Origin of the sequence: Fischerella sp. JS2 (assembly GCF_032393985.1) — a bacterium.
In the GTDB taxonomy this organism is placed as follows: domain Bacteria; phylum Cyanobacteriota; class Cyanobacteriia; order Cyanobacteriales; family Nostocaceae; genus Fischerella.
In genome coordinates, this window is sequence record NZ_CP135918.1 from 410,163 (window position 1) to 426,409 (window position 16,247).

Consider the following 16,247-nt stretch of genomic DNA (forward strand, 5'->3'; position numbering starts at 1 on the left):
ATTTTGCTTATTTTCGCTTTAATCGCTAAAACTAGCCATTATTGGAGTTTTTTAGGTTATGACAACCTCTCAGGAGAGGATTATCCCCACGGATCTGCGAAACGAAATGTCCAGGTCTTACCTGGAATATGCCATGAGCGTCATCGTTGGGCGGGCGCTGCCAGATGCCAGGGATGGTCTGAAACCTGTCCATCGGCGTATCCTTTACGCCATGCATGAGTTGGGGTTGACCTCAGACCGTCCCTTCCGTAAATGCGCGCGTGTTGTGGGGGAAGTTTTGGGTAAATATCACCCCCACGGCGACACAGCAGTGTATGACGCCTTAGTGCGGATGGCGCAGGATTTTTCGATGCGATCGCCTTTAATTGAAGGGCATGGTAATTTTGGCTCTGTAGATAACGACCCACCGGCGGCAATGCGTTACACCGAATGCCGCTTACAAGCTTTAACCAGCGATGCTCTGCTGCAAGACATCGAATCGGAAACTGTAGATTTTGTCAACAACTTCGACGGTTCTCAGCAAGAACCGACGGTCTTACCCGCACGAGTACCGCAGTTGTTATTGAATGGTTCCTCCGGAATCGCTGTAGGGATGGCAACTAACATCCCACCTCATAACTTGGGTGAATTGATTGATGGGTTAGTAGCACTAATTCATAACCCAGAAATAACTAATACCCATTTAATGCAGTATATCCACGGACCCGACTTTCCGACTGGTGGTCACATTCTTGGTACTGCGGCAATTAAAGAAGCCTACACCACCGGACGTGGTTCGATAACGATGCGGGGTGTAGCAAATATTGAAACCATCGAAATGCGGGGGCGACCGGAAAGGGAAGCGATTATTATTACCGAGTTGCCCTACCAAACCAACAAAGCAGCGTTAATTGAGAAAATCGCTGAGTTGGTAAATGAAAAACGCATTGAGGGAATAGCTGATATCCGGGATGAAAGCGATCGCGATGGAATGCGAATTGTGATCGAACTCAAGCGCGATGCTTATCCCCGTGTAGTTCTGAACAATCTCTACAAGCAAACGCCTCTGCAAGCTAATTTTGGGGCAAATATGCTGGCGTTGGTGAACGGAGAACCCCAGATCCTCACCATCAAGCAGTTTTTACAAGTATTTCTGGATTTTCGTGTAGAAGCGATCACCAGACGCACCCAATATGAACTGCGCAAAGCAGAAGAACGCGACCATATTTTGCAAGGGTTGTTGATTGCCTTATCTCATCTAGATGCAATTATTGCTTTAATTCGCCACGCTGCTGATACACCGACAGCAAAAGGAGAGTTAATCACAACTTATGGGTTGTCAGAAGCACAAGCAGATGCAATTTTACAAATGCAACTGCGGCGATTAACAGCCTTAGAAGCAGATAAAATCCGCCACGAACATGAACAATTGCAAGTCCAAATCGCCGACTTGCAAGATATTCTGGCAAAGCGGGAACGGATACTGCACATTATTGAAACCGAAATTCAGTATCTTAAAAATAAATTCGCTACACCACGGCGTACGATCATTACTCACGGCGAAGGCGATTTAGAAGATATAGACCTGATCGCCAACGAAAAAGCTGTCATTTTAATCACCGAACAAGGCTATATCAAACGGATGCCCGTCAACACCTTTGAAGCCCAAAACCGCGCCACTAGAGGTAAAGCTGCTGCCAAAGTCAAAGACGATGATGGTGTCGAACATTTCTTGACTTGCTGTGACCACGATAGCTTGTTATTCTTTAGCGATCGCGGTGTAGTTTACTGCCTCAAAGCCTACCAAATTCCTGTAGGTTCCCGTACCAGTCGCGGCACACCAATTGTACAGATGCTGCCCATTCCCAAAGAAGAAAAAATTACTTCCATCGTACCTGTCAGTGAGTTTACCAGCGATGAATATTTGGTCATGCTCACCAAAGGTGGCAATATCAAGAAAACCGTATTGGAAGCCTTTAGTCATATTCGTGCCAACGGCTTAATAGCCATTACCCTAGAAGAAGGCGATCAACTGCGCTGGGTAAGACGGGCAAAAGTCGAAGACAGCGTGATCATTGGTTCCCGTCAAGGTATGGCCATTCACTTCCGCTGCGATCATGAACAACTGCGTCCTCTGGGTCGTGCCACCCGTGGCGTGAAAGCTATGAAACTCAAGAATGGTGATGAATTGGTTGGTATGGATATTCTACCCGCCGCGATTCTAGATAATTTGACCCCAGTCTCAGAGGCAGAAATCGAAGAGATCGAAACCGAAGATATCGAAATAGAAGAATCCGCAGAAGTACCAGGCAACGGTCATCATGGTCCTTGGGTATTAGTAATTACAATCGGAGGCTACGGTAAACGCGTACCCGTTGCTCAGTTCCGCTTGCAAAACCGGGCTGGGCAAGGTTTAATGGCCACCAAATTCAAGAGTCGCAAAATCAAAGACCAACTAGCCAACTTACACATTGTCAACAACGACGATGAAATTATGATGGTCACAAGTCGCGGTATCATCATTAGACAGGCAGTAAATGCGATTTCCGTCCAGTCTCGTTCTGCTACAGGCGTCCGTGTACAACGTCTGGACGAAGACGATGTCATTACAGGGGTAGCGATAGTTCCTCCCGATACTGGTGATGCGACAGAAACAGAGTAAGGATAAAGGATGAAGGGTGTAGACGCGCTTTCTTCGGCTTCAAGGTAGAGTAGGGTGAAGTATGAAGTATCCAAGAAAAAACTTTATCCTTTACAGTTCCTGTTTATTAAGTGGTATTTTCATGGGGCTTACCGTCGCCCCAGTCAATGCCTGGTTTTTGGCATGGGTAGCCTTAGCACCTCTCTGGTATTTGGTAGTTAATGCTACATCCAGCCCAAAGCAATCTCCCCCTCTTTTGGCCTTAATCTGGGGTATCGGTTATCACGGTATAGCCCTATCCTGGATTACAGGGATTCACCCCATGACATGGATGGGGGTTCCTTGGTTAGCAAGCCTAGCAATAGCTATTTTTTGCTGGATATTTATCACCCTTTGGGGCGCTGCATCCGTAGCGTTGTGGGCAACAGGGATAAGGATAATTTGTAAGTCTATCCAAAAACCCTACGCTCGTGTTCTGATTGGTACAGCCCTGTGGTGTGGCATCGAGGCTATATGGAGTTGGGGAGCTTTATTTTGGAGTTCTCTTTCCTACACACAAAGCCCGTATAATCTCGTAATTATCCATCTTGGGCAACTTTCAGGGCCTTATGCCGTAACAGCTGCGATCGTCGCCGTCAATGGCTTGATTGCAGAAGCGTGTTTAAACCACAAAGGCGCGAAGGACGCAAAGGGAATTTTCTTCGCGTCCTTCGTGTCTTCGCGGTTCATTAATAAATATCTCATCACCGCCACAGCATTACTAATCTCCCTACACCTACTCGGTCTTAGCTTATACACCCGCCCCCTAATTCAACCACCAGCCACAGCCCTCAAGATTGGAATAATTCAAGGTAATATTCCTAACCACATTAAACTTTATCAAGAAGGCTTACGTCGCGCTTTAGAAGGATACACCAGTGGGTATCTAAGCTTAGTGACTCAAGGAGTTGATGCAGTACTAACACCGGAAGGGGCTTTACCTTTCTTCCAGCGTCACATTATAAGTAGTTCCTTAGTGGCAGCAGTGCGTTCCCAAGGAGTTGTGGCTTGGATTGGTGGTTTTGGCGAAAAGGGAAAAAGTTATACAAATAGTTTGCTGACTGTCACAGGTGACGGTGAGGTTTTTAGTCGTTACGACAAGGTAAAGTTAGTACCGATTGGTGAGTACGTCCCCTTTGAAGAACTTTTAGGGGGTATTATTAGTCGCTTGTCACCTTTGGATGAACACCAAGTTCCTGGTTCACCAAATCAAATTTTTAACACGCCTTTCGGTCGTGCGATCGCAGGCATTTGTTATGAGTCTGCTTTTCCGGAAGTATTTCGCTATCAAGCCCAAGCAGGGGGACAGTTTATCCTCAGCTCATCTAATGATGCTCATTACAGTGCATCCATGCCAGCACAGCATCATGCCCAGGATATCATGCGGGCAATTGAAACAGATAGATGGGCAGTACGGGCTACAAATACAGGATATTCAGCTTTTGTAGATCCCCACGGTAGAACAGTATGGATATCGCAACATAATACCTACGAGGTTCACGCTGAAACAATTTATCGTCGCCAGACGCAGACTTTATATGTGCGTTGGGGTGATTGGTTAACGCCGTTGTTACTAATATCAGCAACAGGAGTATGGCTGTTCAATTTCTTGACTGTCCAACTCTCACGCAAGCAGGGGCTGAACTAGGAGAAGGAGGGTCAGGATAAATAGCTAAAGTATGATACTCTGGAGACCCTGTATCATAAACAATGTTAAAGGTGTATAGCTTGTTTTTACCGCCTTGTTCAGTAACTACTGTTAAAAGTGTTTTATCAGTGGTGGGTAGACCAGGAATATTGATTTTTTTAATTCGTCTGAGTTGAATAACATTTGCTGCTGAATTTTTACAATCTCCGACATTATTATTACGGTCTGGGCCAAACTGCATACACATTGGCCCATCAAAATCCATTGTTACCTGGGATGGGTCGTTTAACCAAACTTTTTTAATTGTTTCTCCCGCCGGAATAAAACTTAAATTTGTACCTTGCTGAAACCAGACGTTGATTGTAGGTATTACTCCTCCTAAACCTTGCGCTTGGCAAGAAAACATGGAACGGAGAACAGCATTATTTGCTAAGGCACGACCTGCTATGATTAAGATTGCACCTGCAAAAATCAAGGAAGTTAGAGTTAGGAGATGAGGGTTATTTGGGGGTTTGAATTGCAGGTTGATGTTATTTTTCATAGCTGCATAGTTTGATTGATATATATTTCTACTTCTTTGCCTGCTGGCAAAAACCAAATGTTAGTGCGTTGCATCGCTTGGGAAATTGCCTGTTGATTACGTTGGGTAATTTGCGGAACCACTGTTCTCACACCACCTTCCAAAATTCCAGCTAAGAGATTGCGTCGGGGATTACTGTTCGTTACAACAGTACCTGTAGCAGTTGTCGTGACTTGCGATTCTGTACGATTAAACAATTCTGCGGCTTTACCAATACCTCCTAATACGAATTGGCTAGCATCAATCATCGTGGTGGATGTCCCTCTTTTATATTGGTTGGCAACAAGAGGTTTACCTGCCGAGGCCCGAATTAGTATGGCGTTTTGTGGTAGACTTTGTTCTGTCAAATTGCCATTATTTTCTCTTACTAATTTGACTACATCTAACTGCACTAAACCTTGGTCAGAAATAGAGTTAACTTGAGTTAATAACTCAGTTTTTGCTGGTAATACTACCTCACCATCTATAGATTTTAATGGTTCTTGTAAGCGGACTACAAATACGTTTTTCGCACCATCATCTTGATTATTTCTATTATTAGTTGATCTAGTAGTTTCTCCAAAAACAGCAGTAGCTAATACTGCTTTCACACTCGTTCCGACTCGTACTGATTTTGGACTTTTTGTTTGTGCTTGGCTAACAACAGAAGTTGATTGTTCTGGGGTATTATCCTCAGGTTGAGAATTATTTACCCGTGGTGGGATTTTGGGATTATTGACAGCTAAAGGAGTAGGACTTGTATTAGTATTGTTGGGGGTATTATTGGGTGTGGCAGTCGCTAATACTTGACCATAACTACCCAATTTCGATAGTCTTGCCCATTCCTGCAATGGATCTGGTGTGGGTTCGGGAGTAAATTGAACTGTTGGTTGTGTTTCTGGTGTGGGAACTACAGGTAAAGGTGAAACTCTTGCTTCTGAGATAGTAGACTTTGGTGGAGTTTGAGGTACTGTGACGACACGCGTTATTACCCGTGGCGGCATGTAAACTGTTTTTGTAGGTGTAGGTGTTCTTTGCAGGGCTACTCTAAGTCTATTATCTCTTGCAGTCTCCACCCCAGAAGTTGGTTGTGGCGATTTGACTTTTCCAACTCGTAATTGTTGCTGAGCTAATTTTACAGCTTGTGCTTGTTCAGCTAAAGCTAATTTGGTTTTTAAAGTCTCTAATTCTCCTTCTAGTTGTTGCAAGCGTGTTTCAGTGGATGTTTGGGGCGTTTTTGGTGCAACTATATTAGTTTTTCTGGGTTTTTGATTGCTAGCACTCATCAATTGGGACAAAAAAGCGCCAGCTACTAAAACTAAGGCGAAAGTGGTAGTCCCTACTAAGGCTAACTTCGCAAAAGGATTGGATGAGAAGGACTGCTTGGTAGAAACTTTCGGTTCTGGAGAAGGTGAAGATGATTGTGGTAAGTTGGCTGTATCTTCTCCTACTTCTGTTTGTGTTTCGGTGACTGGAGATTCTTGTTCAAAGCCAACCAATTTTGCCATTCGCAGTTCCCAATCAGATAATCCTAGTTCTGGTTGATAATGATCACTGATGGGAGTTTCTACATTTTCTGGATGAGTTTCTGAAGGAATAGAATATCGAGTCATAGTTAAGCTTTAGTCTATAGTTTAATCAGGAACATTTGTTATCTTTGATTTCACATATATTGTAAATTTCTAGTCTGGCTTCACCGAGGCGGTAAGCTGCTAAATGCCAAGAAAGTGGTACATCAGGTAATGTGATTTTTTGATTATCTATTGCTTGGATTAAGATTTGTTTATTAAAGGCGATCGCTCTGCCTAACCTGTCAGAATTGCTAAATATTAATTGATGACCTTGTAACTCCACTTTCCATTTCCCATCAGCAATTTTTACTGGTTGGGAAATTCTTTGGATGACAAAAACACTTTCAGCACCTCGGTTTTCAAATTGATTAGCTGTATTCGCATTAATAATTTCTGATTGAAATTTTTGTTTTACATCACTAGTTAACAGTTCCGAACTAATTGCCCATATTGTTTCTGGTGGCTGCTCCTGAGACCAGGTTAACATCAAGGTTATTGTTTCACCTACAAAGCGCCGGATAGTATCTGGATACCGTTCTAAATTTTGCGTCGGATCTACCGTAATAGCACTACCATCAGCAAGTTGCACTAAACTGCGGGGTGTTAATTGCTTACTTAGCTGCTGCAACATGGAACCGTGGAACATCAGTATTAATAATGTGAAAATATTTAAACCAAAGGTTACAACAGCAAACAATGGCAAGATACTACTTTTCTTTTTATTTTCTTGTTTAAGTAACTGCATTGATAATTAACTCTATACTGAAGAAAGGCAGAGGGCAGAAGGAAGACAAGATATTTTTTGTGATCTGGCACAGGTTTTAAAGACATAATTGCCAATTATCTAAGTAAGTCGGTAGGAATAAACATAACGCGAGTTACGAAAAGTAAACATGTACCAAACCCTCACCAATGACGAATGACAAATGACAGCCCCAACTAGTTAGCTTTATTTGTGCTGACTTACCTCACAAAACTATCAGACGGATTTTGAATTCCACATTGCTGTAACTGCTCCTGACTTAAATTGTTATACTGATCCAACAAACACAAATTCCGAATTTCATAAATTTCTAACTTCTCCGAACGGATACCATAAATTGCCTTTTGCAGAACACTAGTAGTATCATCTAACGGATAAGGAAAATAATCGACAGCCCGCACCAATAAATCTTTATTAAAGGGAGTAATAATTTTTCTTCCATCTGATTTTTTTGTCTGAATCAAATCAGCTACTAAACCCACTCGCCATTTACCTGGTGAAATTTTTTGCGGAGGGTAAACCCGCTTAATAGCTATTTGTGCGGTTATTGCTTGACTGGAATTATTAGTGAAAACTTCTGGCGGTGTCATCGCTGCTATTTCACGCAAAAAACCTTTGCGAAAGTCTTCTGATATAGCAAAGCTAGCAATCCAACTGCTAGTGGTAACTTTTTTGCTAATTCCTTGGGATGTGGGAATAAGTATGCCTAAATCTGGTTTGGGTTTTGATACTTCTTCAACATTTTGTGCTGGTAGTTTACCAGACCAGTTAAACATTGAGGTCATGCTTTTACTGACAAATTGGCGAATTACCTCAGGATCTCTTGCCAAGTCATCAGTAACTGTTATCGGTTGACCAGCTATTAATTGTATAAAAGCAGCGGGTTTTCTAAGACTAAGTTGACGAATTTTTAAACCTTGTAATGTCAATAAAAATAGGGCTAATATCTGCAAACCTAAAGTTGCGATCGCAAATGTCGTTAAAAGATTTACTGTTCTTTGTTTTTTCTCTAATAGGCGTACCATTTATACCCTCTCTTTTGCCCACGTCGCTGTATTACTAATTGCATTGAATACTGCAAATCCTCCTGCACCAGCTAAAAGCAAAGATACTATCGGTGCTAAGACTCCCAAAAAAATCATAAACCACATTAAATCGGGGTCAGCACTAGCATCTTCACCAGGGCCATTGACAATTACCGTGGCGGTTAATATGGCAATAATTGTGAAAGAAATTTTGGCAATTCCTAACGATAAAAATCCTGTCATCCAAGCAAAAATCGGCTTACCAGCTACAGGTAACAAAGAACCCCCCACAGCTAATGGTCCTAAAGTCGCTACTAACAACATCGTAGCTTCGATTAAATTTTGAAATGCGTATTGTAAGGAAATGAGAAAATTTTTAATACTAGTCTGGACTGTGGAACCTAAGAAAGAATTAAATGTATTTTCTGGTACGCTATTTGTGCTAAATGCGATCTGATTAATCTTACTTTCTAGGCGATTAATCCAAACTTTATCACCATATAAGTCTCTATAAGTTTGCCAGAGAATCTCTATTTTTTCTCTGGCTCTTTGAAAACATTGATTTTGTTGTTCGCCTGTTAATGACTGGCAAGGACGCAGCACAGATCCAGCTACTTCCTCAGCAACACCCATACTTAATGCTTGCTGATAATTTCTATTAACATCTGCTGTGGTGATTACTTGCTGATTTACTGTGTTGATGAAATTTCTAATTCCCAGTGTGAGATTAGATAATACACTACCGCTTCCTGTATTGGTTAATAGTATTACCACTACAAAAGGCCAAATCAAAGCAGAAATTGGACGGGAATATTCACTATAGATAACATCTCTGAGCCATTGTATCATGAAAAACAATAGCGTGCCGACTGCGAAAAATACGCCTAGATTTGTTAATGCTCCATATAAATTCTCGCTAGTATTATTTTGTAATAAGTCTAGCCATTGATTTTCCCAACTTTCTGAAATACTTTTGGCAGTTGTGAAGCCACTGCTGAGAATATCGGGAATATCAGGGATATTAGATTGGGCAAAAATTTTTGAAGGATGAAAGATGTAGACGTGTAAGCGGCTTCTCGTAGAGTAGGATGAAAAATGAAGGTGGGAAAAAATAATTTTCATTTTTTTACTTTTAATTTATCTCACAGGTGAGATTAAGCTTTGACAAAATTCTGTTTTTAGTTATTGCTCAAACTGCCTACCAAATAAATCTACTTGTGAAGAATTTCTTAATAATCTAGATGCTTCAGTAGCATTATCTACTCTCCGCGCGCGGTTATTTTCTTCTACTTGTTGGGAAATATTTGCTAAATTTAAATTGGAGTATTGTAAAAATTGATTTGTTTGCATTGTTTGCGCTAAATGTTCGCCTGTTATTTTGACTTCTTCCTCTTGCATTTTATTATTTTGTAGTAAAAAGTTCAGTTGACCAATACCCAAAAGTGAAGTGATATTAGCTAATGCGTTTTGAACAGGATCAGGTATTGCATTTTTAAAACTTTCAAGTTGATTATTTATATCTTCTTGAAGTTTTTCATTTTCCTCGTTAAAACCTGCAATTGTTTGGATTGTTTGTTCGGTTGATTCTAGTTTTGTTTTTAACCTCAGTTGTCCATTTGTACCAAGTAGCCCAGATGCTGCACCACGGGTAATTAAGCGATTAAGTTCATTGCTAACTAAATTTGCTCTCACCGTCGAATTATTATCAAATTTATCTGCGGAAGTGTAGTACCAAATTGTCCCATCACGAATGATTTCGACCGCTGCGTTGGGGTTGGGTATGTTTAATTCTCCGGTGGAACTATCAATAGCAATTTGAGCTTCTGATTCTATTGGTTGTAGTGTTTCTGTAAGGTTATTTCTCAGGTAGTTTTGTAAATCAGTTGCATAAGATTGAAAGTCTGTCCAAACTTGACCAAGGTCTGCCATTGCTGGTAGGATTGTTAAGAATGAAAGAGGTATTGCAAGCAAGATTATTTTTTTCATAATTACTTTGGATAATTTAGGTTTTTTATTGGGTGAAGTAGATTTTTTTTAATACGAACACAGATGCACACCGATGGACACAGATGGATTGTCTGTTTGCGTTTAGGTTTGTAGTCAGGGGTTTAGCTTTTACTACAAATAAGTCCAGTTAACCTCGTAGTAATGCTACTAATTGACGTGCAAATACAGAAACCGCTTCATATTTATCTTTGTGGGTCTGCATGGCTTTTTGACGTGCAGTTTGTTCTTGGGGATTGTTAGCTACTACTGCTAATTGTTCGTAACCTGGGTAATAGCGGCAGAAGGTATAAATCCCGTTATCATCTAATAACCATTGGCTATAAATTCCTTCTTTACGAGGGAAAAAGCTTTCAGTTGCGTTGCGGGCAATTATTTCGCGAGGATATTTGAGAATGTTGGTAAAACTATCAACAGCGACTGGCTGAATTCGACCTATTAATCGTGTAGTTAGGTTTTGTAAAATTTTGGATGATGCTTTAGATTTGGCAATTGTATCAGGGTCTTGGGCTGAGAGGATGACTCTAATACCAGCTTTGGCACCGTTGGCACAAATTCTTCCTACTAAATCAGAAATTTGGTCGAATTCAAAAAGAATTGGTGCTTCATCGATGAAGAATATGGAAGCAGGACTACTTAAGGCGCGGCGTAATGCTGCGGAATAAGCACTTAAAGATAGCACTGCTGCATCTTCATTATCTGCAAGGTTCCGCAAGGCGAAAACTAAAAGTTGGGCATCGGTAGGAAAACTAGAAGGTGCGGAAATTGCTTTACCTACGCGACTAGAAAGCCAAAATCGCAGGCGCAGCTGAATTTGATTTAAGGCGTCTTCAACTCTACCTGCGATCGATTCTAGTTGCAAATGTTCTGGCGAACAAAAATAGAGAAAATCTCTTAATGTTGGGGTTTTCTGCCAAGCTAAACTGCCAAATCCACCTGCGATCGCTTCTTGATATCGTGCTTTAATACTTTCATTAGTAAAGAAGGCTCCTAATGCTAGGTTTAAGAGTGATCGCACTGTTTGCGATAGTAGCTGATTCTCGCTAGATGATCCCAAAACCATTGTCATCAAAGCGGATTCGAGGAAAGCGACATAATCTAACATGCGATCGCGTTGTTCTTCTGGATTCAACAAGCGCAGATCCGGCTGTTCAAATAAGTTATTTGATTGTTTGGAAATATCAAAATACGCTCCCTTTCCCTCCATAAAATATGTGTAGTCGGTGAAGGTAGACGTACCATCGGGTTTGGGAAAATCTAATGCTACTACAGGAATTTTATGAGCTAAAGCCTGTGTTAAAATCCCTGAAACCAATACTGATTTACCAGCACGAGTGGTAGCAAATAGTGCTAAGTTTTTATGTTGGTTGAATAAATCTAAATGAACTGGTGTTCCACCTTCTTCGGCAATTAATTCAAAACCTTCGCGATCGCCTGCTTTAGTTAGCACCAAAGGCATTAATCCTGGGACTTCACTTGTTAAATACAACTGACGTCGATTAAAAGGTCTAGCGAGTAGAGTCTCCCACACAATCGGCAGAGTCTGCAACCAGATTTTCCAAGCATATTCTGTTTCTCTAATTACCCTTGCTGGACGTTGAAAACAGTTTTCGATATATCTTGTAGCTTCATCCAATCTCTCTACACTCGGACGATGCACTAAAATAGCTATACCTGCATAAATCGGTACTGCTCCCTCGTATAATTGCTCTTGTGCTGCTACGGATTTTCTTAACTTTAATTGAGCGTTGACATCGATAGTTCTACTTTTTTCCTGTGCTAACAAAGCCGTCATATTTGACTGCTTTAGTACCCGTTGCAGTGTAGTTTTGACTATTGCTGGATTCGCTGCACTCAACTGACAAAAAATTTCTGTGTCTATGACATTTTCTCTCGCTAAAAATTCCCAAAGATAACGTAATTGAGCAGTTTTACTCGGCCAACCACCAGGTTTTTCGAGAAAAGTCATGACACCAATATAGTGATTGTTAACATGAACCCAACGGCGATCGGCACTAGGTACATCAGACTCAATTAGCAAAGTCGTACTGTGTATATTCTCAATTAGTAATCTAGTACTAGCTAAGTCTGAGTTAGCTTGTTCATGTAGACCATTTTCATCTAAAGTCAACAATTGGGGAACATCTATTGGTTGGGTATCATTAAATCTTCTCCAAATCTCTCCCCATAATTCTTCTGTATTTAGAGGTTTGATCTCTAACCCCATTTTGTTCGATAAAAGTTGTTCCCAACGACAAAAACCATTTTTATAAGCGTTAGTAATAATCGTTTCAATGCGTTGGTTTTCTACTTCTGCTAAATCACCTTTAAATTTCAACCACCAAGTTTCACCTTTAGCTAATAATTTTTCTATCCAATCATCTGTATTGGCAGCATCTGGTTCAATTGTATAGGTTACATAAATTCGCAAAAACTTTGGTTTACGGATACCGGAACGAGTTAATTCTTGAACCCTTGCTCTTTCGGAAAGCAATAAATATTTAATATCTGGCGATGGAGATTTTTTAACAAGAGATGCTAACTCTTTTTGTCGCTGTTTATCTGAACTAAAAGACCCTAAGTGTAAAGTCATTCTTTCACCTTCAGGAATATCTTTTAAGCCAGCTTCAATATTATTCAGAATTGTATTGATTTGTTCTGGTCTTAACGTCGTATGAATTCCTTGACAGTCAAAACCAAAAACGAAACAAAACCTATCTTTTTGGTTTCCTTTTGTCAAAGTATAAGCACCGATATCGCGTCCCTCAAGCGATATACGCAGCATTGTTGCTAGATGTAAAGCGTCTTCAAAGGGTGTGAATCGTGTTTCACTTCCGGCGCCGCCGACGCTTTGTTTTCCGATTTTTTGCTTCATGGTTAATTTCCAGTAAGCTTTGATAACGAGCAAAGCCTCTAGTCCAAGTGGGAACCCCAATAAATTTACTTAAAAAGCGCCAACTCCTACCACCAGTTAAGATCCACCAAGTCGCCATTCCCCAAGCAGTAATAAGCAACGTCCACAACCATTTTTGAAACTCATCTCTAAAGATGCCGCCAAAAATTCCATTGATGATAAAGTAGGAAGTTAAGGCTATTACTGTCCAAGGCAAGACTTGATCAGCAGGAATTGGACCTAGTGAAGGTTGAGTCCCTAAAATTTGATTTACTGGTCGAAATTCTTTATCTGATTCTTGAGACATGGCGAATTTCTAGATTTGATTCATATTTTCATAATTTATTGATTATTACTGTTTGAATCACCAATAACGAAGCCAGTAAGTACATCAGCAATAGTGACCGCAACAACAACTAATAAGGGAGTTCTAGCAACACTTTGCCAGTCTTCATCTTTCCGAACTGCATTAATCACACCAATTAGAGAAACAGCTATATATAGTAAGTAAAGAGCGCGTAGTACATTAAATACTAGACCAACTGCTGCTTGAGTATTGCTGCCTGTCGTCGCACCTTGGGTTAGGGTATTTTTGAAAAAATCTTCAGCTTTTTTAAAAAACTGCGCTTGTGCTGGGTCTGCAAAATAGTCTAACCAAAATGCACTGAAAATAATAGCTACCCCTAACATTTGTAACGAGATAATATATCGTTTTGGTAGATTGACTTGTTGTCCTATTGTATGCATGACAACTGCGATTAAACTACCAAAAACTAAACAAAAAAGCAGAATAGGGCTTTTCAGACTTATTACACTTAAAAATACAGCACAAGCAATTAAAAAGGGGATAGACTCTAACAATCTCATCCGCCATATTTCCAAAATAGTACCCAATTTATAGAGTATATTTATTACCCTTTGATCAAAAGCTTTCAAAAATTTTCTCTGATGAGAAATTTGCCTAAACATCTGTAAATTTCCTTTTTGTGCATTACAACAACTTGTTGGCTTCGGTATCACAATTTAACATGAATAAACGTTTAACTTAAACTAAATTATTAAAATAATGTAAATTATTATACACGCAATTTCAATTTATAGTAAATAAACACAATTTTTGTTAATTGATTTTTGCAAACAGACTCAGAACTATCAGGGTTCCACAAAATAGTTTTCTACTTCAGCAATTAATATAGCAATCCTATATGATTTGTGATCATTGCAAAGCCCAAATCCCCAACTTCTTTGAGATGTCGGGGATCTTGTCTTTCACGAATAATTTAGCAATACTCATAGCTGGAACTTAGCATTTGAGAAGTTTAACAGACTTCATATAGAAGTTGGAAAAAGGATAGGGAAAGAAATTCAAGGAAAGAGTTTTTCTTTTTCCCTTTTGCTGTATACCATGCTTGACTATCCAAAACTAGGGTATCAGCTAAGTATTTTATCGTTTACAGAGAATTAGGTTGCATTCATGAAGCTAAAGAGCGTGGGGTCTTCATTCATATTGTCGCTTATTAATTTTTTTTTAAACTATGTAAATTCTCGCAATGTAAAAATAGTGGGTTATTTAACTATCGCTTCACTTGAATTTAACCAGGGATTGATAGATTTCACCTCAAAAGAGTGAAATCACAAGGATTCAGAGCAAGTGTCTTTTTCACGACGTAGGTTTCTATCTCTGGCTGGTGTAACTGCTGCTGGTGTGACAGTGGTTTCTCCCCTAGAAGCTTTCTATGCCAGAGTTGCCCGTGGTCAAGCAAGAACTGGTATCGGTTATGGTACGCTTAAACCCAAGCTGCCTGTAAACTACAGAGAATTAACCAGTACCGTCATCGGTGATCTCAGTCGGATTCCACTGTTGGAACTCCCTCCAGGGTTTAATTACACTGCGATCTCAATTGTTGGTCAAACCATGAGCGATGGTAATCCTGTTCCAGGAGACCATGATGGCATGGCAACTTTTGTTGGCCCCAGAGGAACTACTATCCTGGTTCGGAACCACGAACTAAGTCCAGATGAGGATAAGTTTGGTAATACCAGTGGAGTGATTGCACCATCTGAGAAGAAATATGACCAAATTAATGCAGGTGGTACTACTACCTTGGTAGTTGGGCCAGCCCGGCGATTGGTCAGAGATTATGCTTCTTTGGCTGGCACAATTCGTAACTGTGCTGGAGGCCCAACACCTTGGGGAACCTGGATCAGTTGTGAAGAAACCTTCAACAAAGGTGATGTGGGTGTTGTACGGCATGGTTACAACTTTGAAGTTCCCGCTAATGCAGAAATTGGTTTGGCAGACCCCATACCTCTGAAAGCTATGGGACGCTTTAGTCATGAAGCTGTGGCTGTAGATCCAGCAACTGGGTATATTTACGAAACAGAAGACCGTGGAGATAGTTGTTTTTATCGTTTCGTTCCTGCTGTAGGTAAGCCAAATGCACCTGGACAGTTAGTCCAAGGTGGCAAGCTTTATGCCCTAAAAGTTGTAGACAAGCCTACCCTCAACACGACAAATAATCCTAATAGTGCCGGTACTATTGGGTTGGTTCCTGTTGGTGTACCACTAAAAGTAGAGTGGGTTCCCATTGAGAATCCTGATCCAGACGTCGAGGACAAAGCCCAGGGATTAGGAGTCCGCTACGAAGCCCAATCTAAAGGCGCGGCAATTTTCTACCGTGGTGAGGGAGCCTGGTATGCTAAGGGTTTAATTTATTTTGTTGCTACTCAAGGTGGCCCTCCTGCTGTAGATAGTACGGTAGGTAACGGTCAGGTTTGGGTTTATGACCCGAAAGCAGAAACAGTTACATTGCTAGTCGAAGCTGCACCGAGTGGAGAATTACTTGATGAGCCTGACAACATTACTGTAGCTCCCTTCGGAGACCTTTTCCTTTGCGAAGATGGCGGTGGTGAACAATTTGTTGTTGGTGTGGACACCAAGGGAGAACTTTATCAGTTTGCACGTAATGCCTACAACGAAAGCGAATTTGCTGGGGCCTGTTTTTCTCCAGATGGTCAGACATTGTTTGTCAACATGCAAAATCCTGGCATTACGTATTGTATTTGGGGACCTTGGCTAGGTAAAAGCTAAATTCTTCATACGGTTTTGGGTGCATCTGTAAACT

Annotated in this window: 12 protein-coding genes; 3 read left to right on the forward strand and 9 right to left on the reverse strand. The window is 40.8% G+C overall.

All coding sequences use genetic code 11. The features are described 5' to 3' along the window. The first annotated feature begins 58 nt into the window (after positions 1–58). Both gyrA and lnt read left to right on the forward strand, forming a co-directional pair. Positions 59–2,641 (forward strand): DNA gyrase subunit A, encoded by a 2,583-nt coding sequence (gyrA, locus tag RS893_RS01765; RefSeq protein ID WP_315789545.1) that lies wholly within the window; start codon positions 59–61, stop codon positions 2,639–2,641. A 61-nt stretch (positions 2,642–2,702) separates the two neighbouring features. Beyond that, complete coding sequence (gene lnt, locus RS893_RS01770; RefSeq protein WP_315789546.1) at positions 2,703–4,307, forward strand: apolipoprotein N-acyltransferase; 1,605 nt, start codon at positions 2,703–2,705, stop codon at positions 4,305–4,307. Here lnt and RS893_RS01775 read toward each other — a convergent pair. The 9 genes from RS893_RS01775 to RS893_RS01815 all read right to left on the reverse strand — a co-directional run bounded on the left by RS893_RS01775 (position 4,261) and on the right by RS893_RS01815 (position 14,091). Beyond that, positions 4,261–4,848 (reverse strand): hypothetical protein, encoded by a 588-nt coding sequence (locus tag RS893_RS01775; RefSeq protein ID WP_315789547.1) that lies wholly within the window; start codon positions 4,846–4,848, stop codon positions 4,261–4,263. The genes lnt and RS893_RS01775 overlap by 47 nt on opposite strands. Then, positions 4,845–6,479, reverse strand: coding sequence for a TrbI/VirB10 family protein (locus RS893_RS01780; RefSeq protein WP_315789548.1), 1,635 nt, complete (start codon positions 6,477–6,479; stop codon positions 4,845–4,847). Before RS893_RS01780 ends, RS893_RS01775 begins: the two co-directional genes overlap by 4 nt. Positions 6,480–6,504: 25 nt before the next feature. Continuing rightward, entirely contained in the window at positions 6,505–7,182 is a 678-nt protein-coding gene (locus RS893_RS01785) for a hypothetical protein (RefSeq protein ID WP_315789549.1), read from the reverse strand. 218 nt (positions 7,183–7,400) lie between these two features. Next, complete coding sequence (locus tag RS893_RS01790) at positions 7,401–8,225, reverse strand: hypothetical protein (RefSeq protein WP_315789550.1); 825 nt, start codon at positions 8,223–8,225, stop codon at positions 7,401–7,403. Beyond that, complete coding sequence (locus tag RS893_RS01795) at positions 8,226–9,347, reverse strand: hypothetical protein (protein WP_315789551.1); 1,122 nt, start codon at positions 9,345–9,347, stop codon at positions 8,226–8,228. 60 nt (positions 9,348–9,407) lie between these two features. After that, positions 9,408–10,211, reverse strand: a complete 804-nt coding sequence (locus RS893_RS01800) for a hypothetical protein (RefSeq protein ID WP_315789552.1) — start codon at positions 10,209–10,211, stop codon at positions 9,408–9,410. A 148-nt stretch (positions 10,212–10,359) separates the two neighbouring features. Then, positions 10,360–13,104, reverse strand: a complete 2,745-nt coding sequence (locus tag RS893_RS01805) for a hypothetical protein (RefSeq protein ID WP_315789553.1) — start codon at positions 13,102–13,104, stop codon at positions 10,360–10,362. Continuing rightward, entirely contained in the window at positions 13,058–13,429 is a 372-nt protein-coding gene (locus RS893_RS01810; RefSeq protein WP_315789555.1) for a hypothetical protein, read from the reverse strand. The genes RS893_RS01805 and RS893_RS01810 overlap by 47 nt, the downstream gene beginning before the upstream one ends. A 35-nt stretch (positions 13,430–13,464) precedes the next feature. After that, positions 13,465–14,091, reverse strand: coding sequence for a hypothetical protein (locus RS893_RS01815; RefSeq protein ID WP_315789556.1), 627 nt, complete (start codon positions 14,089–14,091; stop codon positions 13,465–13,467). Between the two features lie 682 nt (positions 14,092–14,773). Between RS893_RS01815 and RS893_RS01820 the strand changes: the two genes are divergently transcribed. Beyond that, on the forward strand, positions 14,774–16,213 hold the full coding sequence (locus tag RS893_RS01820) for an alkaline phosphatase PhoX (RefSeq protein ID WP_315789557.1): 1,440 nt from the start codon (positions 14,774–14,776) through the stop codon (positions 16,211–16,213). The last annotated feature ends 34 nt before the right edge of the window (positions 16,214–16,247 follow it).

What these genes read in the sequence shown, in the direction of transcription:
- gyrA (WP_315789545.1), top strand. Translation starts at nt 59, where the DNA reads ATGACAACCTCTCAGGAGAGGATTATCCCCACGGATCTGCGAAACGAA.
- lnt (WP_315789546.1), top strand. Translation starts at nt 2,703, where the DNA reads ATGAAGTATCCAAGAAAAAACTTTATCCTTTACAGTTCCTGTTTATTA.
- RS893_RS01775 (WP_315789547.1), bottom strand. Translation starts at nt 4,848, where the DNA reads ATGAAAAATAACATCAACCTGCAATTCAAACCCCCAAATAACCCTCAT.
- RS893_RS01780 (WP_315789548.1), bottom strand. Translation starts at nt 6,479, where the DNA reads ATGACTCGATATTCTATTCCTTCAGAAACTCATCCAGAAAATGTAGAA.
- RS893_RS01785 (WP_315789549.1), bottom strand. Translation starts at nt 7,182, where the DNA reads ATGCAGTTACTTAAACAAGAAAATAAAAAGAAAAGTAGTATCTTGCCA.
- RS893_RS01790 (WP_315789550.1), bottom strand. Translation starts at nt 8,225, where the DNA reads ATGGTACGCCTATTAGAGAAAAAACAAAGAACAGTAAATCTTTTAACG.
- RS893_RS01795 (WP_315789551.1), bottom strand. Translation starts at nt 9,347, where the DNA reads ATGAAAATTATTTTTTCCCACCTTCATTTTTCATCCTACTCTACGAGA.
- RS893_RS01800 (WP_315789552.1), bottom strand. Translation starts at nt 10,211, where the DNA reads ATGAAAAAAATAATCTTGCTTGCAATACCTCTTTCATTCTTAACAATC.
- RS893_RS01805 (WP_315789553.1), bottom strand. Translation starts at nt 13,104, where the DNA reads ATGAAGCAAAAAATCGGAAAACAAAGCGTCGGCGGCGCCGGAAGTGAA.
- RS893_RS01810 (WP_315789555.1), bottom strand. Translation starts at nt 13,429, where the DNA reads ATGTCTCAAGAATCAGATAAAGAATTTCGACCAGTAAATCAAATTTTA.
- RS893_RS01815 (WP_315789556.1), bottom strand. Translation starts at nt 14,091, where the DNA reads ATGTTTAGGCAAATTTCTCATCAGAGAAAATTTTTGAAAGCTTTTGAT.